The 22,249-nt window shown below is 71.0% G+C and carries 22 protein-coding genes; 13 read left to right on the plus strand and 9 right to left on the minus strand.

Annotated features, from left to right (window positions below):
* Position 1 precedes the first annotated feature (1 nt).
* The 5 genes from glmU (at position 2) to CJ226_RS09895 (ending at position 5,523) form a co-directional block, all read left to right on the plus strand.
* A complete protein-coding gene (gene glmU, locus CJ226_RS09875) occupies positions 2-1,432 on the plus strand; it encodes a bifunctional UDP-N-acetylglucosamine diphosphorylase/glucosamine-1-phosphate N-acetyltransferase GlmU (protein ID WP_102209060.1) in 1,431 nt (476 codons plus the stop codon).
* Positions 1,433-1,439: 7 nt separating this feature from the next.
* A complete protein-coding gene (locus CJ226_RS09880; protein WP_025105636.1) occupies positions 1,440-2,474 on the plus strand; it encodes a ribose-phosphate diphosphokinase in 1,035 nt (344 codons plus the stop codon).
* Between the two features lie 92 nt (positions 2,475-2,566).
* Complete coding sequence (locus tag CJ226_RS09885; protein ID WP_102209061.1) at positions 2,567-3,043, plus strand: FMN-binding protein; 477 nt, start codon at positions 2,567-2,569, stop codon at positions 3,041-3,043.
* Positions 3,044-3,058: 15 nt separating this feature from the next.
* Positions 3,059-3,952, plus strand: coding sequence for an FAD:protein FMN transferase (locus tag CJ226_RS09890; RefSeq protein WP_102209062.1), 894 nt, complete (start codon positions 3,059-3,061; stop codon positions 3,950-3,952).
* Positions 3,949-5,523: an FAD-dependent oxidoreductase gene (locus CJ226_RS09895; RefSeq protein ID WP_102209063.1), complete on the plus strand. Its 1,575-nt coding sequence runs from the start codon at positions 3,949-3,951 to the stop codon at positions 5,521-5,523. The genes CJ226_RS09890 and CJ226_RS09895 overlap by 4 nt, the downstream gene beginning before the upstream one ends.
* A 491-nt stretch (positions 5,524-6,014) precedes the next feature.
* Here CJ226_RS09895 and CJ226_RS09900 read toward each other — a convergent pair whose 3' ends face one another.
* Together CJ226_RS09900 and CJ226_RS09905 are read right to left on the minus strand one after the other, a co-directional pair.
* On the minus strand, positions 6,015-7,505 hold the full coding sequence (locus CJ226_RS09900) for a cell wall metabolism sensor histidine kinase WalK (RefSeq protein ID WP_102209064.1): 1,491 nt from the start codon (positions 7,503-7,505) through the stop codon (positions 6,015-6,017).
* A 26-nt stretch (positions 7,506-7,531) separates the two neighbouring features.
* The gene (locus CJ226_RS09905; RefSeq protein ID WP_025105641.1) at positions 7,532-8,260 is read right to left on the minus strand and encodes a response regulator transcription factor; all 729 of its coding nucleotides are present in this window, start codon (positions 8,258-8,260) and stop codon (positions 7,532-7,534) included.
* Between the two features lie 164 nt (positions 8,261-8,424).
* Here CJ226_RS09905 and CJ226_RS09910 point away from each other — a divergent pair, with 164 nt between their 5' ends.
* From CJ226_RS09910 to CJ226_RS09920, 3 genes are all read left to right on the plus strand, one after another.
* Positions 8,425-9,894: an ABC transporter permease gene (locus CJ226_RS09910; protein WP_102209065.1), complete on the plus strand. Its 1,470-nt coding sequence runs from the start codon at positions 8,425-8,427 to the stop codon at positions 9,892-9,894.
* A gap of 47 nt (positions 9,895-9,941) precedes the next feature.
* Positions 9,942-10,661 (plus strand): ABC transporter ATP-binding protein, encoded by a 720-nt coding sequence (locus CJ226_RS09915; RefSeq protein ID WP_180964583.1) that lies wholly within the window; start codon positions 9,942-9,944, stop codon positions 10,659-10,661.
* Between the two features lie 76 nt (positions 10,662-10,737).
* Entirely contained in the window at positions 10,738-11,988 is a 1,251-nt protein-coding gene (locus tag CJ226_RS09920; protein ID WP_102209066.1) for an FAD-binding oxidoreductase, read from the plus strand.
* Positions 11,989-12,039: 51 nt separating this feature from the next.
* Here the strand turns inward: CJ226_RS09920 and gndA are convergent, their stop codons facing one another.
* Positions 12,040-13,494 carry an NADP-dependent phosphogluconate dehydrogenase gene (gene gndA / locus CJ226_RS09925; RefSeq protein ID WP_102209067.1) on the minus strand — a complete coding sequence of 485 codons (1,455 nt, stop codon included), beginning with the start codon at positions 13,492-13,494 and terminating at the stop codon, positions 12,040-12,042.
* 163 nt (positions 13,495-13,657) lie between these two features.
* On the opposite strand from gndA, the gene CJ226_RS09930 reads away from it, so the two are divergent.
* On the plus strand, positions 13,658-14,716 hold the full coding sequence (locus CJ226_RS09930; RefSeq protein ID WP_062636534.1) for a D-2-hydroxyacid dehydrogenase: 1,059 nt from the start codon (positions 13,658-13,660) through the stop codon (positions 14,714-14,716).
* A 17-nt stretch (positions 14,717-14,733) separates the two neighbouring features.
* Complete coding sequence (locus CJ226_RS09935) at positions 14,734-15,258, plus strand: gluconokinase (RefSeq protein WP_102209068.1); 525 nt, start codon at positions 14,734-14,736, stop codon at positions 15,256-15,258.
* On the opposite strand, the gene CJ226_RS18470 is transcribed toward CJ226_RS09935, so the two are convergent.
* Positions 15,243-15,368 carry a hypothetical protein gene (locus CJ226_RS18470; RefSeq protein WP_255218687.1) on the minus strand — a complete coding sequence of 42 codons (126 nt, stop codon included), beginning with the start codon at positions 15,366-15,368 and terminating at the stop codon, positions 15,243-15,245. The two genes, CJ226_RS09935 and CJ226_RS18470, sit on opposite strands and share 16 nt — an antisense overlap.
* Positions 15,369-15,592: 224 nt before the next feature.
* Here CJ226_RS18470 and CJ226_RS09940 point away from each other — a divergent pair, with 224 nt between their 5' ends.
* Both CJ226_RS09940 and pth read left to right on the plus strand, forming a co-directional pair.
* The gene (locus tag CJ226_RS09940; RefSeq protein WP_062636537.1) at positions 15,593-16,210 is read left to right on the plus strand and encodes a 50S ribosomal protein L25/general stress protein Ctc; all 618 of its coding nucleotides are present in this window, start codon (positions 15,593-15,595) and stop codon (positions 16,208-16,210) included.
* A gap of 96 nt (positions 16,211-16,306) precedes the next feature.
* A complete protein-coding gene (gene pth / locus CJ226_RS09945) occupies positions 16,307-16,888 on the plus strand; it encodes an aminoacyl-tRNA hydrolase (protein ID WP_102209069.1) in 582 nt (193 codons plus the stop codon).
* A 19-nt stretch (positions 16,889-16,907) separates the two neighbouring features.
* Here pth and CJ226_RS18105 read toward each other — a convergent pair whose 3' ends face one another.
* Both CJ226_RS18105 and trpS read right to left on the minus strand, forming a co-directional pair.
* Positions 16,908-17,540, minus strand: coding sequence for a hypothetical protein (locus CJ226_RS18105; protein WP_180964578.1), 633 nt, complete (start codon positions 17,538-17,540; stop codon positions 16,908-16,910).
* A gap of 26 nt (positions 17,541-17,566) precedes the next feature.
* Positions 17,567-18,571 carry a tryptophan--tRNA ligase gene (gene trpS / locus CJ226_RS09955; RefSeq protein WP_102209070.1) on the minus strand — a complete coding sequence of 335 codons (1,005 nt, stop codon included), beginning with the start codon at positions 18,569-18,571 and terminating at the stop codon, positions 17,567-17,569.
* A 62-nt stretch (positions 18,572-18,633) separates the two neighbouring features.
* Here trpS and CJ226_RS09960 point away from each other — a divergent pair, with 62 nt between their 5' ends.
* Complete coding sequence (locus tag CJ226_RS09960) at positions 18,634-19,299, plus strand: DUF4166 domain-containing protein (protein WP_257996614.1); 666 nt, start codon at positions 18,634-18,636, stop codon at positions 19,297-19,299.
* Here the strand turns inward: CJ226_RS09960 and CJ226_RS09965 are convergent.
* The 3 genes from CJ226_RS09965 to CJ226_RS09975 all read right to left on the minus strand — a co-directional run bounded on the left by CJ226_RS09965 (position 19,293) and on the right by CJ226_RS09975 (position 22,247).
* Positions 19,293-20,132 (minus strand): exodeoxyribonuclease III, encoded by an 840-nt coding sequence (locus CJ226_RS09965; protein ID WP_025105653.1) that lies wholly within the window; start codon positions 20,130-20,132, stop codon positions 19,293-19,295. The genes CJ226_RS09960 and CJ226_RS09965 overlap by 7 nt on opposite strands.
* A 9-nt stretch (positions 20,133-20,141) precedes the next feature.
* Entirely contained in the window at positions 20,142-21,347 is a 1,206-nt protein-coding gene (locus CJ226_RS09970; protein WP_102209072.1) for a YihY/virulence factor BrkB family protein, read from the minus strand.
* Between the two features lie 132 nt (positions 21,348-21,479).
* Positions 21,480-22,247: a succinate dehydrogenase iron-sulfur subunit gene (locus tag CJ226_RS09975; protein ID WP_025105655.1), complete on the minus strand. Its 768-nt coding sequence runs from the start codon at positions 22,245-22,247 to the stop codon at positions 21,480-21,482.
* Between the last annotated feature and the right edge of the window lie 2 nt (positions 22,248-22,249).

The raw sequence follows: 22,249 nt of genomic DNA on the forward strand, positions 1-22,249 counted from the left end.
CATGACTGGGAACAACCTCGCCATCGTCGTCCTCGCCGCGGGCCAAGGCACGCGCATGAAGTCGCGCCTGCCGAAGGTGCTGCACCGGATCAGCGGGCGGCCTCTGGTCGGACACGTGCTGACGACGGCCACCCGTCTGCAGCCGGCGCACATCGAGGTGGTCGTGCGCCATGAGCGCGATCAGGTCGTGGCGGCGCTGCGCGAGGACTACCCGGACGCGGTCTTCGTCGACCAGGACGACGTGCCGGGCACGGGCCGCGCCGTCCAGGTCGCGGTCGACGCGCTGCCCGCGGACTTCGACGGCGACGTGCTCGTGCTCTCCGGCGACTGCCCGCTGGCCGATGCCGAGACGCTCTCCACGTTCCTCGACGAGCACCGCGCCTCCGGAGCCCCGGCGACCCTCATGACCGCCCTCGTCGACGACCCCACCGGCTACGGGCGGGTCATCCGCGACGCCGACGGCACGGTCGACCGGATCGTCGAGCAGAAGGACGCCACGGCGGAGGAGGCGGCGGTCAGCGAGATCAACGCCGGCATGTACGTGTTCCGCGCCGCCACGCTGCGCACCTACCTGCCGCGGATCGGCGTGGACAACGCCCAGGGGGAGATGTACCTGACCGACGTGCCCGGCCTCGTGCGCCAGGACGGCGACCGGGTCGCGGCGTCGATCGTGTCGGACGTCGAGGTCACGTTCGGGGTCAACGACCGCGCCCAGCTCGCCGAGGTCGGCCGTCGTCTGAACGCCCGCATCGTCCGTCGCTGGCAGCTCGAGGGCGTCACGATCGTCGACCCGGCGACCACCTGGATCGACGACGACGCCACGCTCGCCCCCGACGTCACGATCCTGCCGAACACGCAGATCCTGCGCGCGACGACGATCGCCGCGGGGGCGACGATCGGTCCGGACACCACGCTCGTCGACTGCGAGGTCGGGGAGGATGCGGTCGTCCGCCGGACCGACGCGACCCTGGCCGTGATCGGCGCCGAGGCGACCGTCGGCCCGTTCTCCTACCTCCGCGCCGGCACCGTGCTGGGGCCGAAGGGGAAGATCGGCGCATACGTCGAGACGAAGAACGCGGAGATCGGCGAGGGCAGCAAGGTCCCGCACCTGTCGTACGTGGGCGATGCGACGATCGGCCGCGGCGTGAACCTCGGGGCGAGCACCATCACCGCCAACTACGACGACGTCAACAAGCACCGCACGGAGATCGGCGACGAGGTGCACACCGGCTCGCACACGGTGCTGGTCGCGCCCGTTAGGCTTGGTCCTGGTGCGAAGACCGGCGCCGGCGCCGTCGTCCGCAAGGACGTCCCGGCCGGTGCCCTGGCCATGAGCGTGGCCCCCCAGCGCAACATCGAGGGGTGGGTCGAGAAGAACAGAGCAGGGACGGGCGCGGCGGATGCCGCGGCCCGGGAGAATTCGGCGGAATAGGCGGAGCATGGCCCGGAAGAAGAAGACGGTCGACCTGGATCGCGACAACGGCGTGGCCCCCGGCCTCGTCGCCAAGACGAAGAAGCGTCTGGTCATCGCGGGTGGTCGATCGCATCCCGAGCTGACGGCTGCCGTCGCCGCGTCGCTCGGCACCGAGATCGCTCCGGTCGAGCACCGCACCTTCGCCTCCGGCGAGATCTACGCCCGCTTCGAGGTCTCGATCCGCGGCTGCGACCTCTTCCTCGTGCAGACCTTCGGCGAGCCGGTCAACGAGTGGCTCATGGAGACGCTCATCATGATCGACGCCGCCAAGCGCGCCTCGGCGAAGCGCATCACCGTCGTCGCGCCGTACTATCCGTACTCGCGTCAGGACAAGAAGGGCCGCGGCCGCGAGCCCATCAGCGCCCGCCTCGTCGCCGATCTGCTGAAGACGGCCGGCGCCGACCGCGTCATGAGCGTCGACCTGCACGCCGCTCAGATCCAGGGCTTCTTCGACGGCCCCGTCGACCACCTCTTCGCCAAACCGGTGCTCCTCGACCACTTCGAGCGCACGCTCACGCCGGAGGACCGTGAGATCCTCACGGTCGTCTCTCCGGACATGGGCCGCGTGCGTGTGGCCGACACCTGGTCGGACAGCCTCGGAGCCCCGCTCGCGATCATCCACAAGCGCCGCGACCCAAAGGTCGCCAACCAGGTCTCCGTGCACGAGATCGTCGGCACCGTCGAGGGGCGCACCTGCCTCCTCGTCGACGACATGATCGACACCGGCGGCACGATCGTCAAGGCCGCGCAGGCGCTGAAGGCGAACGGCGCGCACCGCGTGATCGTCGCGGCGACCCACGCGATCTTCAGCGACCCGGCCTCCGAGCGGCTGCAGGACGCGGCGATCGACGAGGTCGTCGTCACGGACACCATCCCGCTCTCCGCGTCGCGTCGTTGGGAGAACCTCACGGTGCTGCCGATCGCGCCGCTGCTCGCGCGGGCGATCCACGAGGTCTTCGAAGACGGCTCCGTCACGAGCATGTTCGGCGGGGACGCGTAATTCATCGGGACGGCACAGCCCGCGCATAGACCCGGTGCTTACGGTCGAGTCATCGACGGAAGAGTCGACCGACGACGACCACGGAGGACCCCATGATCCGCACGACCGTTCCGACCTCTGTCCGCACGGGCTCCGCCCTTCTCGGGATCGCGGGGCTGTTCGTCCTCGCCGGATGCTCGTCGACCGGCGACGCCGCAGACACCTCGACCGGCACCGACGAGACCGCGGGGTCGAGCACCTCGTCCTCGTCGAGCGGGGGTGACGCCTCCGGCACCTACACCGACGGCACGTACACCGCCGACGGCTCGTACCAGACCCCGGAGACGGTGGAGGAGATCACCGTCACGCTCACCCTCGCCGACGGCGTCGTGACGGAGGTCGAGGTGACCGGCGACCCGAAGGCTCCGGAGACCGAGCGCTACCAGGGCGAGTTCATCGACGGGATCGCGGACGAGGTCGTGGGGAAGTCGATCGACGAGCTGAACGTCAGCCGGGTCGCCGGGTCGTCGCTCACGAGCGGCGGCTTCAACGACGCCGTGGCCTCCATTAAGGAGCAGGCCGCCGCCTAGGCGCGAGGCGTCCTCATGGGGGAGTGGCGATTCGAGGCGATCGGCACCGGGTGGGAGATCGAGACCGGTGCCGCGCTCACGGATGACGTCCGCGCGGCCGTGACCGCCGAGATCGAGCGCTTCGATCGCCTCTGGTCCCGCTTCCGAGACGACTCCGACGTGGTGCGTCTCGGCCGGTCGGGCGGCTCGCTGTCCGCTCCGGACACGGGGCCGATGCTCGATGCCTATCGCGAGCTCGATGCGGCGACGGCCGGTGCGGTGAACCCCCTGGTCGCCGACAGCCTGGAGGCCCTGGGCTATGACGCCGCGTACTCGCTGCGGGCCGTGGAGCCCCGCCCCGCTCCCGCGTCCTGGACGTCCCTGCTGACCTGGTCGGCGGACACGGTCGAGGCGCACGAGCCCGCCCTCCTCGACGTGGGCGCCCTCGGCAAGGGGCGTCTCGTCGACCGGGTGATGGCGGTGCTGGCCGACGTCCCCGGGGGCGTGGTCGTGGATGCCGGCGGAGACATCCGGGTGCGCGGCGCCGGCGAGCGCGTCGCTCTCGAGCACCCGTTCGATGCGCGGAAGGCGATCGGCGTCGTCGAGATCGCCGATGGCGCGCTGTGCGCCTCGGCCGTCAATCGACGGGCCTGGGGCGAGGGCCTCCACCACGTGCTCGATGCGCGGACAGGACAGCCCGTCCGCACCTGGGCGGCGACGTGGGCACTCGCCCCGGAGGCGATGACGGCGGACGCCGTGGCCACCGCGCTGTTCTTCGACGGCGGCCCGGAGCTGGCCGCCCGCTGGGGCGTCGAGTGGGTGCGCATGACCACCGACGGCCGTGTGCAGCGCTCGCCCGGCTGCCAGGCCGAGCTCTTCACCGCAGCTCCTGCGCGAGCCGCCGGAACCGTGGGAGACAGGACACCATGACCACCGCCTTCGCCGCCGCCCGCCAGCGCGTCCTCGCCGTGCTCGGCTCACTGTCGATGTACCGTCTCGTGCTGTTCGCGCTGACGGCCCTCGCGCTCATCGCCCTCGTGCTGTCCCTGCTCGGGGTGATCGTCTCTCCGACGCCGATGGAGCTGGTGGCGTCCTTCCTCGTGCTCGCGGTCGTGATCTCGGCCGTGGACGCGGTCGCGCAGCGCCTGCTCCGCCTGCCCTGGCGCGTGGAGTCCTCACTCGTCACGGCCCTCATCCTGCTGTTCGTGCTGCGTCCCGGCATCGAGCCGTCGGCGCTGCTCGGCCTCGCCATCGCGGGCGCGGTGGCCAGCGTGTCCAAGTACCTCATCGCCTGGCGAGGACGGCACATCTTCAACCCGGCGGCGTTCGGTGCCGCGGTCGTGTCGATCCTGGGGGCGTTCGGGGCGTTCAACTGGCTCGGTACCTCGTCCTCCTGGTGGGTCGGCACGCCGGTGCTCGTAATCCCCGTCGTCCTCCTCGGGCTCACCGTGCTCTGGCGTACGGAGAAGGTCGGGGTCGTCCTGCTCTTCCTCGTCGTCGCCGTCGCCACCTCGATCGTGCGGCAGGCGGTGCAGGCCGTGCAGTTCGACGTGGCCTTCGACCTCGTGACGGCGCTGTCGTTCGCGGTGCTCCAGTCGCCGTTCCTCTTCCTCGGCGCGTTCATGCTGTCGGAGCCCTTGACGCTCCCGCCGCGTCGTCGCCAGCAGCTCGTCGTCGCCGTCGTGGTGGGCGTGCTCGCGGGGTGGCCGATCTCGGTGGCCGGTCTGTTCACGCTCGGACAGGAGCGCGCTCTGCTCATCGGGAACCTCGTGGCCTTCGCGTTCGCGCTCCGCGGGTCCGTGCGTCTCGTCCTCGAGAGCCGCACTTCCGTGACGCCGACCGCCCAGGAGCTCACCTTCCGGGCGAAGGGCCGCGTGCGGTTCCTCCCCGGGCAGTATCTCGAGCTCGACGTGCCGCACCGACGGCCGGACGCGCGCGGGACGCGCCGCGAGTTCAGCATCGTGTCCGCTCCGGCCGACCTGCCGACCCTTCGCATCGCGTACAAGAACGGCGACCAGCAGCACCCGTCGAGCTATAAGCGGGCTCTCGCGGCGGCCGAGCCCGGTGCGACGTTCGCCGTGACCGGAACCTGGGGCGACTTCATCCTCCCGCGCGGCGAGCAGCCGGTGCTCATGGTCGCGGCCGGCATCGGCGTGACCCCGTTCGTGTCGCAGCTCCGGCAGCTCCAGGCGACGGGGGAGCGGCGCGACATCGTCCTCGTCTACGTGGCGTCCTCGGCGGAAGAGCTCGCCTTCCGTGACGAGCTCGCCGCGACGGGTGTGCGCGCGGTCGTGTTCACCCGCGACGAGCCGGACGACCTCCCCGCGCACTGGACCTGGGCGCAGGGGGCCCGCCTGGACGCGGATACCCTGGAGCACGCGGTGGGGGACCTCTCGGCGCGGCACGCCTTCATCTCCGGGCCGCCGCGGCTCATCGCCGACCTCGCGCCCGCGCTGCAGAAGGCCCGTTCCCTCACCACCGACGCCTTCGCCGGCTACTGACCCGGATCGTCCTCCGTTCGCTCGGCCCGGGGAGGTTGCGACACCTGCACGACCCCGCGACACCCGCACGACGGAATCCCCGGTCTCGTCGTGCATCCGCCCCCGGATCGTGCCGATGGCGCGGGTGCATGACAGGGGGACGGGGTGCACGACCGGGGGACGGGTGCACGACCGGGGGACGGGTGCACGACCGGGGACACCTGCACGACTGGGGGACGGGTGCACGACCGGGGGATACCTGCACGACTGGGGGGCACCTGCACGACGGGGGGACGGGTGCACGAGGGGATGAACGGATGGGTCGTGTGGGCGGGTTCGGGTCGTGCGGGTGAGCACGGGCTCGTGTCGACCTCGGAGACCGGCCGGGGACACCTGCACGACCGGGGGACCGGTGCACGACGGTGTGAATGGATCAGTCGTGCGGGCGGGTTCCGGTCGTGCATCCGCCCCCGGATCGTGCATTCGGCACGGGTGCAGGACAGGGGGACGGGTCAGACGTCGGGGGTCTCGCCGGGAGGAGTCATCGGGATCCGGACCGTGAAGGTCGTGTCGCCGGGCTCGCTGTCGACCGAGATGCGGCCGTGGTGGCCCTCCACGATGGCCTTGACGATCGCGAGACCGAGTCCGGTGCCTCCGGTCTGCCGGGCGCGGGAGCTGTCCCCGCGGGCGAATCGGGCGAAGAGCTCGTCGCGGAGGGCAGGATCGATCCCGGGGCCGTCGTCGTGCACGCGGAGCACGGCCTCGTCGCCCTCCCGGGCCACGCTCAACGTCACCGTGGTCCCCGCGGGGGTGTGGGTCCTGGCATTGGCCAGCAGGTTCGCGACGACCTGATGCAGCCGCCCTGCATCACCGACGACGGTGACCGGCTCATCCGGCACCTCGATGTTCCAATGATGATCGGCCGCGGTCGGTCGCGCATCCGAAAGGCCCTCAAGGGCGAGCTGGGCGAGGTCGACCGTGCCGTACACGAGTTCGCGTCCCTCGTCGAGGCGGGCGAGGAGCAGGAGGTCCTCCACGAGCCGCGTCATGCGCAGCGACTGCGCCTGGATACGCTCCAGCGAAGAGGTCGTGCCTTCGATGACCGCGTCTTCCTTCGTCGCCTCCGGTGCCTGACGCAGCGCCCGCAACGAGAGCTCCGAGTAGCCGCGGATGGAGGCAAGGGGCGTACGCAGCTCATGGCTCGCGTCGGCGACGAACCGGCGCATCTGCTCCTCGTTCTTCTGGCGCGCCGCGAGGGACGTGTCCACGTGGTCGAGGAGCTTGTTGAGCGCGGCGCCGACGAGCCCGGTCTCCGTCCGCGGATCGGCCTCGCTCGCCGGTACACGCTCGGTGATGCTGACCTCGCCGCGGTCGAGCTGCTGATTGGCGACTCTCGTCGCGGTCGCCGCGACCGCCCGCAGCGGCCGCAGCCCGACGCGGATCGTGACCGCCGTCGTCAGGGCGAGGAGGATCAGGCCGCCCGCCGTCGCGAGCAGGATCACGGTGAGGAGCTGCGTGAGCTGATTCTGGATGTCGTCGCGGGGGAGTCCCGTGACGACGACGACGCCGTTGCTCGCGGTGGTCGCGACGACCCGATACGAGCCGAGACCGTCGAAGGAGACCGTCGCAGGGGTCCCGAGTGCGACCGTGCCGTACAACCTCTGCAACTGCTCGGGCGTGAGCGGCTGCGGCGTGCTGTTCAACGCCCCACGGCTCTCCTGGAACGTGACACCGCTCGGTCCGGCCACGGGACTCCCGAGCGAGAGCAGCAGTCCGGGGACGCGGGAGTTGAGGAGGGGGAGGATGTTGTCGACGGTCGCCTCGGAGGGCGCGACCCGCTCCACGATCCCGTCCCGGATCGTCGCGGCGTAGCTCTTCACCTTGTTGTCGAGCTGGTCCTCCAGCGTGCTGCCGAGCGTGGCGCTGGTGATGACGGCGACGATGACGAGGATCAGCGACACGAACCCGATCACCGCGGTCATCAGCCGCGTCTGCAGACTCATGGGCCGTCGCGTCACCGTCGCTCCGCTCACTGCGGGGCCTTGATCATGTAGCCGACGCCGCGCACGGTGTGCAGGAGGGGCGTGCGCCCGGCGTCGATCTTCTTCCGGAGGTAGGAGATGTAGAGCTCCACGACCGACGACTTGCCACCGAAGTCGTAGCTCCAGACGCGGTCGAGGATCTGCGCCTTGGACAGCACCCGGCGCTCGTTGCGCATGAGGTAGCGCAGCAGCTCGAACTCGGTCGCGGTCAGCTCGATCTCCACGCCGTCCCGGACGACCTCGTGGCTGTCCTCGTTGAGCGTGAGATCGGCGACCCGGAGGATGGACTGCCCGTCGTCGGCGCTGGCGTGTCCGGTGCGCCGGATGATCGCGCGGAGGCGGGCGATCACTTCCTCGAGGCTGAACGGCTTGGTCACGTAGTCGTCGCCCCCGGCGGTGAGCCCGGCGACGCGATCGCCAACGGCATCCTTCGCCGTGAGGAAGAGGACGGGGACGAGGTTGCCGGCTTCGCGGAGACGCTTGAGCACGGCCATCCCGTCGAGGTCGGGCATCATGATGTCGAGCACGAGGGCGTCCGGCTCGAACTCCTTCGCGACCTGGATCGCCTCGAGACCGGAGGAGGCGGTGCGCACCTCCCAGCCCTCCATGCGCAAGGCCATGGCGAGCAGATCGGTGAGCATCTGCTCGTCGTCCACGGCGAGGATGCGCAGAGGGGAGCCGTCGGGGCGGCGCAGTTCGGGCAGGTCGCTGGTCATGCCTCTATTCTGCGGAAGTTCCTATGTGATTTCTATGGAGCGGGCTATGGGTTCTCTGGGAGATGTCCGCCTCATAGAACCCTCATCATCCGTCCCTCGAATCCGCATAACGGTCGTCCCTAGCGTCGGTTCCGCGCCGCGATCGTCGCGGCGGGAGGAGAGACATGTACGGACGATATCTGCGGCGCGAACTCGCGGGCCGCAAAAAGCAGACGGCGATCGTGGCCATCGGTCTCGCGATCGCGATCGGGCTCGTGATCGTGGTGAACGCCCTGACGACCGGTGTGCGCGACGCCCAGGCGCAGTCGCTCGCGGCGGTTTACGGGGTCGGGACGGATCTCACCGTCACGGGTGCGGCCGCGGAACCGGGCGACGGGACGGGGCCGCGGTTCGAGTTCGACGAGGACGCGGGGGAGAGCGACGGCGAGACCACGACCCTGGAGCAGTCGACCCTGCGCACGGACTTCGGCCGGACGACGCTCGATGCCGCGGTGCTGGACACGGTGGCCGGTACCGACGGCGTCGCCGCCGCGACCGGTGCGCTGAGCCTGACGAACTCGACCTTCTCCGGTGAGCTGCCGAGCGGCGGCTTCGGCGGGCAGGACGGTGCGGAGGGCGGCGAGGCGCCCGCGGAGGGCCAGGCTCCTCCGCAGGGTGGCGGCGGCGGGGGCGGGGGCGGTGCGTTCGGCATCGAGTCGTTCACCGTCCTGGGCATCGACCCGTCCGCGTCGGAGGTCGGGCCGCTGGCCTCCGCCGAGATCGGCGAGGGGCGTGGGCTGGACGCCGATGACAGCGGAGCGCTCGTCGCGCTGGTGGACAGCACCTACGCCGCGAGCGAGGACATCGCCGTCGGCGACACCCTGGACGTCGCGGGCTCCGACGTCGAGGTCGTCGGCCTCCTCACCTCGGCGTCGGATGCCGCAGACACCGCGGCGGACGTCTACCTCCCGCTCGACACCGCGCAGGAGCTGGCCGGGATGGAGGACCTGATCTCCACGGTGTACGTCCAGGCGGATTCGGCGGCGTCCATCGACGAGGTGCAGACGGCCCTGGCGGAGGAGCTTCCCGACGCCACCGTCTCCTCGCAGTCCGAGCTCGCCGCGACCGTGTCCGGCTCGCTCTCGAACGCGACGGCGCTCGTCACGAACCTCGGCACCTGGCTGTCGATCATCGTCCTCGCCGTCGCCGTGCTGCTCTCGGTGCTCCTCACGCTCTCCGGCGTCGGCCGCCGCACCCGCGAGTTCGGCACCCTGAAGGCGATGGGGTGGTCGAACGGCCGCGTCGTGCGTCAGGTCGCCGGGGAGTCGATGGTGCAGGGACTCCTCGGAGGAGCGGCAGGTCTCGTGCTCGGCCTCGCCGGGATCCTGATCATCACCGTCGTGCAGCCGACCGTGGCCGCCGGCTCCGCGGCCGTCGGCGGAGGCCCGGAGGGAGGAGGCGGCTTCGGTGGCCCCGCCGGCATGGCCCCGGGCGCGGAGACCGCCACCGACATCGTGCTGCAGGCACCGCTGACCCCCTGGGTGCTCGTCGCCGCCGTGGGCCTCGCGGTGCTGGGCGGGCTCGTCGCCGGCGCCTTCGGAGGCTGGCGGGCGGCGCGACTGAGCCCCGCCGAGGCACTGCGGTCCGTCGCATGAGCGGCGTCGCGAACCACACAGGAGAGAAGGAGACCGAGATGACCACGATGACGGATTCCGAGGCCCGCGTTCCGGCCTCGTCGGCGGCGACCCCGCTGTACCGGGCGACGGGCGTCACCCGCACCTATACGCGGAGGGGACGGACGGTGACGGCACTCACCGGCGTCGACCTGGAGATCATGCCCGGCGCCTTCGTCACGATCCAGGGGCCGACCGGAGGGGGCAAGTCGACGCTGCTGCAACTGCTGGGGGCGCTCGACACACCGACCTCCGGGACGCTGCAGCTGGACGGCCGTGAACTGTCGTCGGCCTCGCCGTCGCAGCTGGGACGGATCCGCGCGCAGGAGATCGGATTCGTCTTCCAGGGGTTCAACCTGATCCCCACGCTGACGGCGGCGGAGAACGTCGACATGGCCCTGGAGCCGCTCGGCATCGACCCGGCGGAACGACGCACCCGGGTCGCCGCCGCTCTCGCGCACGTCGGCCTGGCGGACCGCGGAGACCATCGTCCGGCGGAGCTGTCCGGCGGGCAGCAGCAGCGTGTCGCGATCGCGCGGGCGATCGTCAAACGCCCCCGGGTGCTGCTCGCGGACGAGCCGACGGGCAACCTCGACGAGAGGATGCGTGACGAGATCCTCGACCTGCTGGAACGCCTCTGCGCGGAGGGCATCACGATGGTCGTCGTCACGCACGACTCCGCGGTGGCGCGGCGGGCGACGAAACGGCTGCGTCTGACGCAGGGGACGGTGAGGGACATCACCCGATAGCGGGCGGCGCGGGGGAGGGGCGGACGGTGGGCCGCCCCTCTTCCGCGATGTCCGACCCCGGGTCTACCGTGTGCTCATGGTCGACCACGTCGAATCCGCACAGCCCACCGTCCACCGTCCCTCCACCGTCTCCGAGGTCGCCGCGCTCGTCCGCGCCGCCGCGCAGGAGGCTGTCCCCCTGACCGTCGTCTCCGGCGGACACGGGCCCTGGTCCCACGCCTCCGCTCCCGGTCTGCGGCTCGAACTCGGGGAGCTCTCCTCGATCGAGGTCGACGGCACCGCCGTGCGCATCGGTGGCGGTGCGGTCTGGGGCGATGTCGCGACAGCCCTCGCCGGCCACGGCCTCGCCCTGAGCTCCGGCGACACGGCCAGCGTCGGTGTCGGCGGCCTCACGCTCGGCGGCGGCATCGGCTGGATGGTGCGCGCGTGGGGCCTCGCCGTCGATCAGCTCGTCGGCGCCCAGGTCGTCACCGCGAGCGGAGACGTGGTGGAGGTGTCGGCCACGCAGCATCCCGACCTGTTCTGGGCGCTGCGTGGCGGTGGCGGCAACTTCGGCATCGTCACCCGTTTCGACTTCGAAGCGCATCGCCTGCCAGGGATCGCGCTGGCCGAGTCCGTCGTCGACGGCGACGCGACCGCCGTGCTCCGGGCCGCGCGCGAACTCCTCCGCGACGCCCCGCGCGAGCTCACCGTCACGTACATGGACGTGCCGCCCATGGACCCGAGTGCTCCGGCCGGTGCCCGGCTGACCGCCGTATGGGCAGGGCCCGACCCGGAAGCGCTTCGCGTGGAACTCGCGCCGATCACCGCGCTCGACGGTGTCACGACGGAGATCACCGAGCCTGCCTACCGGGACATCCTGATGGAGATGCCCCAGCCCGAGGGCGGCGAGGCTCCCGCCCCTCCCGGGTTCCTCGGCGGGAACGGTCTCGTCGCCGACCTCGACGACGAGACGATCGATCGGCTGGTGGCCTATCGGCGGGAGTACCCGGCCTCGGTCGTGTTCCTCCGATCCCTCGGTGGGGCGTTCAGCGACGTGCCGCAGGAGGAGACGGCGTTCCCGGCGCGCACCGCGACGTGGTTCGTCATGGCCGGTGCCTTCGACGTCCCCGGGCTGCTCGACGAGCATGGGCGTGAGAAGGCCGCCACCGACGCGCAGCGGATCGTCGGGGGCCGCCTCGCCGAGTACAGCAACTTCGTCGACCGCGAGCGCCCGGACGCGGTGTCCGGGATGTACGACGGCGACGCCTACGAGCGTCTGCGGGCGGTGAAGGCGCAGTGGGACCCGCAGAACGTGTTCCGCCGCAACCACAACATTCTCGTCTGACGCACGAAGGGCCGGGCACCCTGCGGTGCCCGGCCCTTCGAAGACCCGAGGTCAGTGCGTGTCTTCGGCTTCGATCTCGGAGCGGTCGCCCGACCACAGCGTGTGGAAGGTGCCCTCCTTGTCGATGCGCTTGTAGGTGTGCGCACCGAAGAAGTCGCGCTGACCCTGCACGAGAGCGGCCGGAAGGCGGTCGGCGCGGATGCCGTCGTAGTACGACAGCGACGACGAGAACGCCGGAGCCGGGATGCCGGACTGCGCCGCCGTGACCACCACGCGGCGCCATGCCGCCTGGCCGCGGGTGAGCGCCTCGGCGAAGTACGGAGCCGTCATCAGCACCGGCAGGTCGGGGGTCTCGGCGTAGGCATCCGCGATCCGGTTCAGGAACTGTGCACGGATGATGCAGCCGCCGCGCCAGATCTTGGAGATCGCACCGAGATCGATGTTCCAGCCGTACTCGGCGGCGCCGGCGCGGATCTCGTCGAAGCCCTGCGAGTAGGCGACGATCTTGGAGGCGTAGAGCGCCAGGCGGACGTCCTCGACGAAGGCGTCGACCTCGTCGGCCGGGACCGTGAACTCCTCGTCCGGGCCCGGAAGCGCGGCGGCGACCGCGCGCTGCTCGGGGTGGGAGGAGAGGGAGCGGGCGAAGGTCGCCTCGGCGATACCCGAGACCGGCACGCCCAGGGAGAGCGCGGTCTGCACGGTCCAGGCGCCGGTGCCCTTCGCGCCGGCCTGGTCCAGGATCACGTCGACCAGCGGCTTGCCGGTGGACGCGTCGACCTGCCGCAGCACCTCGGCGGTGATCTCGATGAGGTACGACTCCAGCTCGCCGCGGTTCCACTCGGCGAAGATCTCGGCGATCTCCGTGGGCGTCTTGCCGGTGCCGCGCCGGATGAGGTCGTACGCCTCGGCGATGAGCTGCATGTCGGCGTACTCGATGCCGTTGTGCACCATCTTGACGAAGTGGCCGGCGCCGTCGTGGCCGACGTGCGTCACGCAGGGCTCGCCTTCGGCGACCGCGGCGATGGACTTCAGGATGGGCCCGAGCGTGACCCAGGACTCGTCGGAGCCGCCCGGCATGATCGAGGGACCGGTGAGGGCCCCCTCCTCGCCGCCGGAGATGCCGGCGCCGACGAAGTTGATGCCGGTCTCGCGGACGGCCTTCTCGCGGCGGATGGTGTCCGGGAAGTAGGCGTTGCCGCCGTCGACGATGATGTCGCCCGGCTCGAAGACCTCGACGAGGGAGTCGATCACGGCGTCGGTCGGAGCTCCGGCCTTGACCATGATGATGGCGGTACGCGGCTTCTGCAGCGAATCGGCGAACTCCTGGTAGGTCTTCGCCGGGATGAAGCCCGCCTCGGGATGCTCGTCGAGGAGGGTCTGCGTCTTCTCGTAGCTGCGGTTGAAGATCGCCACGGTGTTGCCCTCGCGGCTCGCGAGGTTGCGGGCGAGGTTCGACCCCATGACGGCGAGTCCGACGACTCCGATGTTCGCTGATGCTTCGGGCACGGAAGGCTCCTCGATCGTGAAGAAGGGTTGAGTTCAGCGTATCGCTGTAGGGCGGATCGAGGCGCACCCGTGACGCGACCCTGTCATCGTCCGCGGTGCCGGGCGGCCGGGACGCTCGGGACCTCTACGCTGAGGAGAGCACAGGAGCTGGAGGGAGTCGGTCGTGACGGAGTCCGAGAAGAAGGTCCGCGCCGTCGTCGCGGTGCCGTTGGCGGAGGAGCTGTGCGGGCTCATCGAAGAGCTCGAGCCGCGGCTCGAGGTCGTCCACGATGCGGCGCTCGTGCCTCCTATGCGCGGCCCTGCCGACTGGTCGGGAGACCCGGAATTCAGCCGGACCCCGGAGCAGCAGCGCGCGTTCGACGATCTCGTCGACTCCGCGGACGTGCTCTTCGGCATCCCCGATGTCGACCCGCAGGCACTGGCGCGGACGGTATCCGCCAATCCGGGACTGCGCTGGGTCATGACCACGGCGGCCGGGGGCGGCAGCACCGTCAAGGCGGCGGGACTCGACCGCGCCGACCTCGACCGCATCGTCTTCACCACCAGCGCGGGCGTCCACGGCGGAACGCTGGCCGAGTTCGCGCTCTTCGCGGTGCTCGCCGGGGCGAAGGGCCTCCCGCGGCTGCTCGACGACCAGCGGAAGCGCACCTGGCCCGACCGCTGGGAGATGCGTCAGGTCGACGAGATGACCGTGCTCGTCGTCGGAGTCGGCGGGATCGGCGCGGAGTGCGCCCGCCGTTTCCACGCGCTCGGCGCCCGGGTGTGGGGAACCAGCCGCTCCGGCCGCGCGGTCGAGGGTGTCGACCGTCTCATCGCGCCCGACGAGCTCGTGGACGCGGTGGGCGAGGTCGACGCGATCGTCGTCACGCTGCCGGGCACGGAGCAGACCAGGCACCTCATCGGGGAGGAGGTCCTTCGGGCCGTGAAGCCCGGGGTCATCCTCACCAACGTCGGACGCGGCAGCGTCGTCGACGAGACGGCGCTTCTCGCCGCGCTCGATGACGGCCGCGTCGGCTTCGCCGGGCTGGACGTCTTCGAGCAGGAGCCGCTGCCCGCCGACTCGCCGCTCTGGACGCACCCCCGCGTCCTCGTCAGCCCGCACACGGCGGCTCTGAGCTCGAAGGAGGAGGAGCGCATCGCACGGAGGTTCGCCGAGAACGCCACCCGGCTGCTCGACGGCCGGGAGCTGCGTGCAGTGGTCGACACGGTCGAGTTCTACTGAGCCGGGAGGCGACGGGCATGAGCGTGCGCATCGTCGTGATGGGGCCCAGCGGCTCCGGGAAGTCGACGGTGGGCGGGGCGCTGGCCGATGACCTCGGGGCGCGCTTCGTGGACGGGGACGACCTGCATCCGCTCACCAACGTCGAGAAGATGGCGGCGGGCACCCCTCTCGACGACGACGACCGGATGCCGTGGCTCCGCGTGGTCGGACGGACGCTCGCCGCCGAGACGCGCATCGTCGTCGCCTGTTCGGCGCTGCGCCGGCGCTACCGGGATGCCATCAGGGCGGAGGCACCGGACGCCGTCTTCGTCGAGCTCGGCGTGGCACGGGAGACGCTCGCACGACGGCTGGGCGATCGGCCCGAGCACTTCATGCCGGCCTCGCTGCTCGATTCCCAGCTCGACGCGTGGGAACCGCTGCGGGACGACGAGGTCGGGCTCCGCGTCGATGCCGCGCTTCCGCTGAGGCGCGAGGTGGCGGCGATCCGGGAGGCGCTCGTCGCGATCACGAGAGCACCGGGGGACGCTCAGTCCTTGCGGTAGCCCGAGCGGCCGAGGGAGAACAGGGCGGCGCCGGTCGCGACGGCGGCGCACAGCGACATGGCGCCGATCACCCAGAGGAGGACGTGAGAGAGGAACGCGGCGTCGAGCATGGAGGTACTCCGAATTTCTGCAGAGGGGACCGGTGTCCTCAGCCTATCGGGTCATCCGGTACCATGGAGTCGTACCTCGGCGAGGGACGCTTCTGCGCGTGCGCGGACGTCCGTGATCGACGCGGCGAAGCAAGCCCGGTGGCTTTCCTCACGCGTCCGCGTTCGAGTCCACAATTCCAAGACCACCGCGCGGCGCCTTCGCTGCGTGCCCGAAGGAGAACCTCATGTCTGAAGACACCACGGTCCACGCCGAGCTGCGCAGCAGCTTCGGCAAGGGCTTCGCCCGTCGTCTGCGCGCCGCCGGCAAGATCCCCGCGGTCATCTACGGCCACGGCACCGAGCCCGTGCACGTCGCGCTGCCGGGTCACCAGGTCTCCCTGATCATCCGCCGCGCCAACGCGCTGCTCGACCTCGACATCGAGGGCACCTCGCAGCTCGCGCTCGTCAAGGACGTGCAGAAGGACCCGGTGCACCAGATCATCGAGCACATCGACCTCCTGGTCGTGAAGAAGGGCGAGAAGGTCGCCATCGACGTCCCCGTCGTCGTGACCGGCGAGCCGGCTCCCGGCACCATCGTCAACCTCGACGCCGCGACCATCCAGGTCGAGGCCGAGGCCACGCACATCCCCGAGAACATCGAGGTCTCGGTCGAGGGGCTCGAGGAGGGCGCGCACATCACCGCCGCCGACGTCACCCTCCCGAAGGGCTCGACGCTCCTCACCGACGCCGAGGTCCTCGTGGTCGCCATCTCCGTCCCGGCCGCTCCGGTCGAGGACGAGGAGACCGAGGGCGAGTCCGCCGAGGGTGCCGCCGAGGCGTCCGAGGAGGCCGCCGCGGAGTGATCTCCGCCTGCTTCATCACGGAGGGGACGCGATCGGATCGCGTCCCCTCCGTCGTATCCTGACCGGGGCGACGGCTCCGGCGAGAGAGGACGAGGAATGGCAGCGACCTGGCTCGTGGTCGGTCTCGGCAACCCCGGACCCCGCTATGAGGCGACCCGTCACAACATCGGCCAGATGGTCGTCGACGAGCTCGCAGCCCGCCGCGGCGAGAGCTTCCGGGAGCACAAGGGCGGCGCCCGGGTCGTGGAGACCTGGCTCCGCCCCGGCGCCGACAAGCTCGTGCTCGCGAAGCCGAACACGTTCATGAACGTCTCGGGCACGCCCGTCGCGGCGCTCGCCCGGTTCTACTCCGTCCCCCTCGACCACCTGGTCGTCGTGCACGACGAGCTGGACATCCCGTTCGACACGGTCAAGCTCAAGACCGGGGGAGGCCACGGCGGGCACAACGGCGTCCGCGACATCGCGCGGGCGCTCACAAGCCCGGACTTCCCCCGGGTGCGCGTGGGCATCGGCCGCCCGGTGGGTCGGCAGGACCCGGCCGACTGGGTGCTCTCCCCGTTCGGCAAGGACGAGCGCGCGAACCTGCCCCTCCTCGTGGGCGACGCGGCCGACGCCGTCGAGCTCCTCGTCGACGAGGGGCTGCTCGCCGCTCAGCAGAAGCACCACGCCCCCCGCTGAGGACGCGGCGCGTCGCGGGTCAGGTCGTGAAGGTGGCGTACCCCGCCGCCCCGCCGACGGCGAAAGCGGTGAAGACGGCGACGAAGAAGATGATCGCGCCGATCACGGCGACGATGAGCGCGGCGATGCCCGCTCCGCGCCCCTGCTTCCGGCGAATCGCGATGATGCCGAGCACGATGGCGGCGATGCCGAACACCGTGCCGGCCCAGAAGGACAGCTCCGTCCACAGCACCTGGTCCCGCGCGGGGGACAGGAACCCGAGATCGCCCGTGGAACCGCTAACGCCCTGCGGGATGCGGCGGCCGACCTCGAACGCGCTGACACCGCCGATGATCGGCATGACGACGGCCGCGAGGATCGAGAGGCCGAGAGCGAGCAGGCCGAGGAACCCCGAGGGCTTCGGCGCGGCATCCGGTGCGGTGTACGAGCCGGACGGTGTCGCGTAGCCGCCCACAGGCACCTGATACGCCCCGGGAGGCGCGGCAGGGGGTGCCGGCGGATACGCGGGCGGGTACGGTGCCGGAGCGGCCGGCGGTGCCGACGGATATGCGGGCGGCGGGACGGCACCGGAGGCCGGCTCCTGCGCGACCGAGGTCGTCGGAGGCAGGGGCGGCACGGCGCCGGGCGGAGGAGGCAGCTGCGGATCGGTCACGATGTCATCCTAGGGTCGGCCGCGGCTCACGCCCGGCGCAGGAGTCCGACGCGGTCGTACACGTCCGACAGCGTCCGGTCGGCGACGGCGTCGGCACGGGCGGCGTTCTCGGCGAGGATCCGGTCCAGCTCCGCCGGGTCGTCGAGGAGCTCGAGAGCCCGGCTGCGCACCGGAGCGAACTCCTCCACGACGACCTCGGCGAGGCCCTTCTTGAAGTCGCCGTATCCGCGGCCCGCGTACTCGTCCTCGATCGCGGGGATCTGGCGTCCGGTCAGCGCGGCGTAGATGGTGAGCAGGTTCGAGACTCCCGGCTTGGCCTCGCGATCGAACCGCACGGTGCCCTCGTTGTCGGTCACCGCGCGCATGATCTTCTTCGCCGACTTCGCCGGGTCGTCGAGCATCCACAGCACACCGGCGTCGCTCTCGGCCGACTTCGACATCTTGGCCGTCGGGTTCTGCAGGTCGTAGATCCGCGCGGTCTCCTTCTGGATCACCGGGACCGGCACCGTGAAGGTCTCGCCGAACCGCGAGTTGAAGCGCTCCGCGAGGTCGCGGGTGAGCTCGACGTGCTGCTTCTGGTCGTCGCCGACCGGCACGACGTCGGTCTGGTACAGCAGGATGTCGGCGGCCATGAGCACCGGGTAGGTGAAGAGGCCGACGCTGGTCGCATCGGCGCCGTAGCGGGCCGACTTGTCCTTGAACTGGGTCATCCGTCCGGCCTCGCCGAAGCCAGTGATCGTGCTGAGGATCCAGGCGAGCTCGGCGTGCGCACGGACGTGCGACTGCACGTACAGCGTCGACTGCGACGGCTCGATGCCCGCGGCGATGTACTGCGCGGCGGTCCGGCGGGTCTTCTCGCGCAGCTCGGCCGGGTTCTGGGCGACCGTGAGGGCGTGCAGGTCGACGACGGAGAAGAACGCGTCATACGAGGTCTGGAGCTCCCGCCACTGCAGGAGCGCGCCGATGTAGTTGCCGATCTGGAGGGAGTCGGCGGAGGGCTGCATTCCGGAGTAGAGGCGAGGCTTGTTCACCCGTCAATCCTATGCGCCCGCGCCGCGGTGCCCGGCGCCGTCGCATCCCCTACGCTGACGTCATGACGGACGGCATGCCCCTGAGACGCGGACAGGTGTTCCTCGACGCCCTGGGCACGGAGGCGGAGCGCCTCCACCCGGAGATCCTCGCGCAGTACCGTGCTCCGCTCTCGGCGGGGCACGCGGAGGGCGTGTTCGCGGTCGCGGGGAGCCGGTTCGGCCGCTGGGCGGCCCTCGCGCGTCCGATCGTGGGACCGGGGCTGCTGGTGCCGACGTCGGGGCGGGACGTGCCGTTCGTGCTGCGCACGACGACCGGGCGCGCGGCGACCGGCCGCGCAACGCTCGACTCCACCCGCGAGTTCCTCTTCCCCGGTCGGACGGCACGGATCGTGGACCGGCTGACGGTGAGCGTGCGGCCGGGGCTGGTGCGGAATCTCCTCGGCGCCCGTGGCCGCGTGGAGCTCATCGAGGAGTGCAGTGTGACGGCGGAGGGCTTCCTGCGGATGCGTACCGTCCGGGTCGCCCTGCGGCTGTTCGGGCGGCGGTTCGCTCTGCCCGGACCGCTCGGCGTGCGCGTGGACCTCGTCGACGGCTGGGACGCCGAGCACCGCCGGCGCACGATTGACATGCGCGCCGTGAACCCCGTGCTCGGCACCGTGCTGGAGTACCGCGGATGGTACCGGGAGTCGGAGCCGTCGCCCTCCGAGCGGCCGGAACCGGGTCAGTAGGTGTAGTCGACGACGACCGGCGCGTGGTCGCTCCAGCGCTGGTCATACGCGGCCGCACGGGCCACGTGGTACGCCTGCACGCGCTCGGCGAGAGCGGGCGTGGCCAGGTGGTAGTCGATGCGCCATCCCGAGTCGTTGTCGAAGGCCTTCCCGCGCATGGACCACCAGGTGTACGGCCCGTCCACCTCGCCGTGGAAGCGACGTCCGACGTCGACCCAGCCCAGGCCCGTGCCGACCGAGCCGTCGACGCCGGTGACCGACGTCCCGGCCTCACCGAGGAAGCGATCGAAGTAGGCGCGCTCGCGCGGCAGGAAGCCAGCCTTGGTGCGGTTGCCGCGCCAGTTCTTGATGTCGAGCTCGCGGTGCCCCACGTTGAGGTCGCCCGTGACGAGGGCGAGGGCGCCGTCGGTGTTCAGACTCGCCAGTCGAGCCTCGAACGCGTCCAGGAACTTCCACTTCTCGTCCTGCTTGGGGGTGTCGGCCTCGCCGGAGTGCACGTAGGCGCTGACGACGGTGAGCGGACGGTCGCCGATCAGGAAGTCGGCCTCGATCCAGCGCCCCTTGGAGTCGAAGTCCTCCGGGCCGAAGTCCGCCCGGGAGGCGAGCGCGGGGAGGCGGCTGGCGATCGCGACGCCCGCGCGCCCCTTGGCCGTGGCCTCGTCGTGCACGAAGGTCCAGCCGGGGAGGGCGGCCTCGATGTGCTCGTCCTGCCCGCGCACCTCCTGAAGGGTGAGGATGTCGATGTCGGCGGCGTCCAGCCACGTGCTCATCCCGTTGCGGGCGGCCGCCCGGATCCCGTTGACATTGACCGAGGCGATACGCAGGTGAGGCATTCCTCCAGCCTAACGAGCACCGCCGACATCGCGGTTCTGACGGTGATCGAGCTCGGAGAGCAGGCGCTGCGCGAGTGGGGAGGTCGGGGGTGCGGGCGGGGGAGCGGAGGCCTCCAGTCGCGCGACCTCGTCCTCCGCCGCGCGGACGGCGTGCCCGGCCGCCCAGCTCCGGTACCACGGGGCCTCGTCGCGCGCGGCGCGGGCGTCGCGCAGTCGGATCCGTGCCGCGGAGAGCAGCGTGGCGTGTTCGGCCACCCGCCGCTCGGCCTCCGTCGGCAGCAGGAGCGGGAGGTCGCGGTCCTGGGCGGCGACGGCGATCCACGAGGCGGCGACGAGCATGACCACCCCGTTCACCCGGAACCACAGCAGCAGTCCGACGAAGATCGCGAAGGTCGCCAGCAGCGGGTTCGACGGCGTGTAGCTCAGCAGGAACCCGACCCCGAACTGCAGCACCGTCATGGCCGCGCCGCCGAGGAGCGCTCCCGGCCAGATCGTGCCCCAGTGCAGCGAGGTGCCGGTGAGGAAGCGCACCATCGCCGCCAGCGCTCCCGTCAGCAGGACGAATGACACCAGGACGGTGCCGATCCGGATGCTGATGTTGAGGCCGTCGGAGCCGGCGTCCCAGCCCAGCAGCGACAGCACCCAGCTGAGGACCGCGGCGCTGGCGGAGCTGAGGGCAGAGCCCACGATGAGGGCGACGCCGAAGATCAGGGCGGCGAGCAGGTCGCGCGCCTTGAGGAGGAGGTAGCTGCGCCGGTCGGGCTCGAGGCCGAAGATGTCGCGCACGGCCCGCCGCGAGAAGGTCACCCACCCGATCGCGGTCCAGATCACCGTGCCGAGGGCGATGAGACCGGTGATGCCGAGGAGCCCGCTGGTGTTCGAGGCGATCTCCTGCACCTGCGCGGGAGTGAAGACGCCGCCCTCGTCGAGGATCAGGTTCGGGATGTAGTTGTTGATGATCTCGATGAGCCCGTTCACCGCCTCCTCACTGCCGCCGAGCCAGAGGCCCGCGATCGCGAACGCGAGGTAGATCGCGGCGAAGATGGCGAACAGCGCCTGGTAGCTCACCCCGGCGGCGAGCAGGAAGCCGTTGTGCTGCAGGAAGTGCCGCCACACCCGCACCGGGAAGAGGCCGAGGGTACGCCGGGTCAGCGCGGTCGCGCGCTCGACCGCGGCATCGAGACGACCGTCGGTCGCCGAACCGGGCTCGGACACGCCCCCACCCTACCCAAGCGCGGGCCCCGCCTTCGCGCGCCCGGCCTGCCTCCGCGAGAACAGGCGCAGACGCGAGAACAGGCGGCCCCGTCCGGGACCGCCTGTTCTCGCGTGGTTGCCTGCGTCGGCGTGTCAGGGACGCCCGCGGAGGACCGCCTGCTTGACCTCGGCGATGGCCTTGGTGACCTCGATGCCGCGGGGGCACGCCTCGGAGCAGTTGAAGGTCGTGCGGCAGCGCCAGACGCCCTCCTTGTCGTTGAGGATGTCGAGACGCACCGCGGCGTTGTCGTCGCGCGAGTCGAAGATGAAGCGGTGCGCGTTGACGATCGCGGCCGGACCGAAGTACTGGCCGTCGGTCCAGAACACGGGGCACGACGAGGTGCACGCGGCGCACAGGATGCACTTGGTGGTGTCGTCGAAGATCTCGCGGTCGGCGATGGACTGCGTGCGCTCCTTGCCCTTCTCCGGCACGGAGTTCGCGACGAGGAACGGCTGCACCTCGCGGTACGACGCGAAGAACGGCTCCATGTCGACGACGAGGTCCTTCTCCAGCGGCAGGCCCTTGATGGCCTCGACGTAGATCGGCTTCGAGATGTCGAGGTCCTTGATCAGCGTCTTGCAGGCCAGGCGGTTGCGGCCGTTGATGCGCATGGCGTCGGAGCCGCAGATGCCGTGGGCGCAGGAGCGGCGGAAGGTCAGCGAGCCGTCGACCTCCCACTTGATCTTGTGCAGGGCGTCGAGCACGCGGTCGGTGGAGTAGAGCTCCACGTCGTAGTCGACCCAGTGCGGCTCGGCGTCGACCTCGGGGTCGAACCGGCGGATGTTGAAGGTGACGATGAAGGACTGGATCCCGGTGTCTTCGGTCGTCTCGGCCGGCGCTTCGGCGATGGCGTTCGACATGC

The organism is Microbacterium sp. UMB0228, from assembly GCF_002871415.1.
GTDB lineage: Bacteria > Actinomycetota > Actinomycetes > Actinomycetales > Microbacteriaceae > Microbacterium.

Bases quoted from the DNA above. Each gene is read 5' to 3' on its own strand.
- CJ226_RS09905 (WP_025105641.1), bottom strand. From the start codon at position 8,260: ATGACCAGCGACCTGCCCGAACTGCGCCGCCCCGACGGCTCCCCTCTG.
- CJ226_RS09940 (WP_062636537.1), top strand. From the start codon at position 15,593: ATGTCTGAAGACACCACGGTCCACGCCGAGCTGCGCAGCAGCTTCGGC.
- CJ226_RS09915 (WP_180964583.1), top strand. From the start codon at position 9,942: ATGACGGATTCCGAGGCCCGCGTTCCGGCCTCGTCGGCGGCGACCCCG.
- CJ226_RS09910 (WP_102209065.1), top strand. From the start codon at position 8,425: ATGTACGGACGATATCTGCGGCGCGAACTCGCGGGCCGCAAAAAGCAG.
- CJ226_RS09965 (WP_025105653.1), bottom strand. From the start codon at position 20,132: ATGCCTCACCTGCGTATCGCCTCGGTCAATGTCAACGGGATCCGGGCG.
- CJ226_RS09885 (WP_102209061.1), top strand. From the start codon at position 2,567: ATGATCCGCACGACCGTTCCGACCTCTGTCCGCACGGGCTCCGCCCTT.
- CJ226_RS09895 (WP_102209063.1), top strand. From the start codon at position 3,949: ATGACCACCGCCTTCGCCGCCGCCCGCCAGCGCGTCCTCGCCGTGCTC.
- CJ226_RS09935 (WP_102209068.1), top strand. From the start codon at position 14,734: ATGAGCGTGCGCATCGTCGTGATGGGGCCCAGCGGCTCCGGGAAGTCG.
- CJ226_RS18470 (WP_255218687.1), bottom strand. From the start codon at position 15,368: ATGCTCGACGCCGCGTTCCTCTCTCACGTCCTCCTCTGGGTGATCGGC.
- glmU (WP_102209060.1), top strand. From the start codon at position 2: ATGACTGGGAACAACCTCGCCATCGTCGTCCTCGCCGCGGGCCAAGGC.
- CJ226_RS09900 (WP_102209064.1), bottom strand. From the start codon at position 7,505: ATGAGTCTGCAGACGCGGCTGATGACCGCGGTGATCGGGTTCGTGTCG.
- pth (WP_102209069.1), top strand. From the start codon at position 16,307: ATGGCAGCGACCTGGCTCGTGGTCGGTCTCGGCAACCCCGGACCCCGC.
- CJ226_RS09920 (WP_102209066.1), top strand. From the start codon at position 10,738: ATGGTCGACCACGTCGAATCCGCACAGCCCACCGTCCACCGTCCCTCC.
- CJ226_RS09975 (WP_025105655.1), bottom strand. From the start codon at position 22,247: ATGTCGAACGCCATCGCCGAAGCGCCGGCCGAGACGACCGAAGACACC.
- CJ226_RS09890 (WP_102209062.1), top strand. From the start codon at position 3,059: ATGGGGGAGTGGCGATTCGAGGCGATCGGCACCGGGTGGGAGATCGAG.
- CJ226_RS09880 (WP_025105636.1), top strand. From the start codon at position 1,440: ATGGCCCGGAAGAAGAAGACGGTCGACCTGGATCGCGACAACGGCGTG.
- CJ226_RS09960 (WP_257996614.1), top strand. From the start codon at position 18,634: ATGACGGACGGCATGCCCCTGAGACGCGGACAGGTGTTCCTCGACGCC.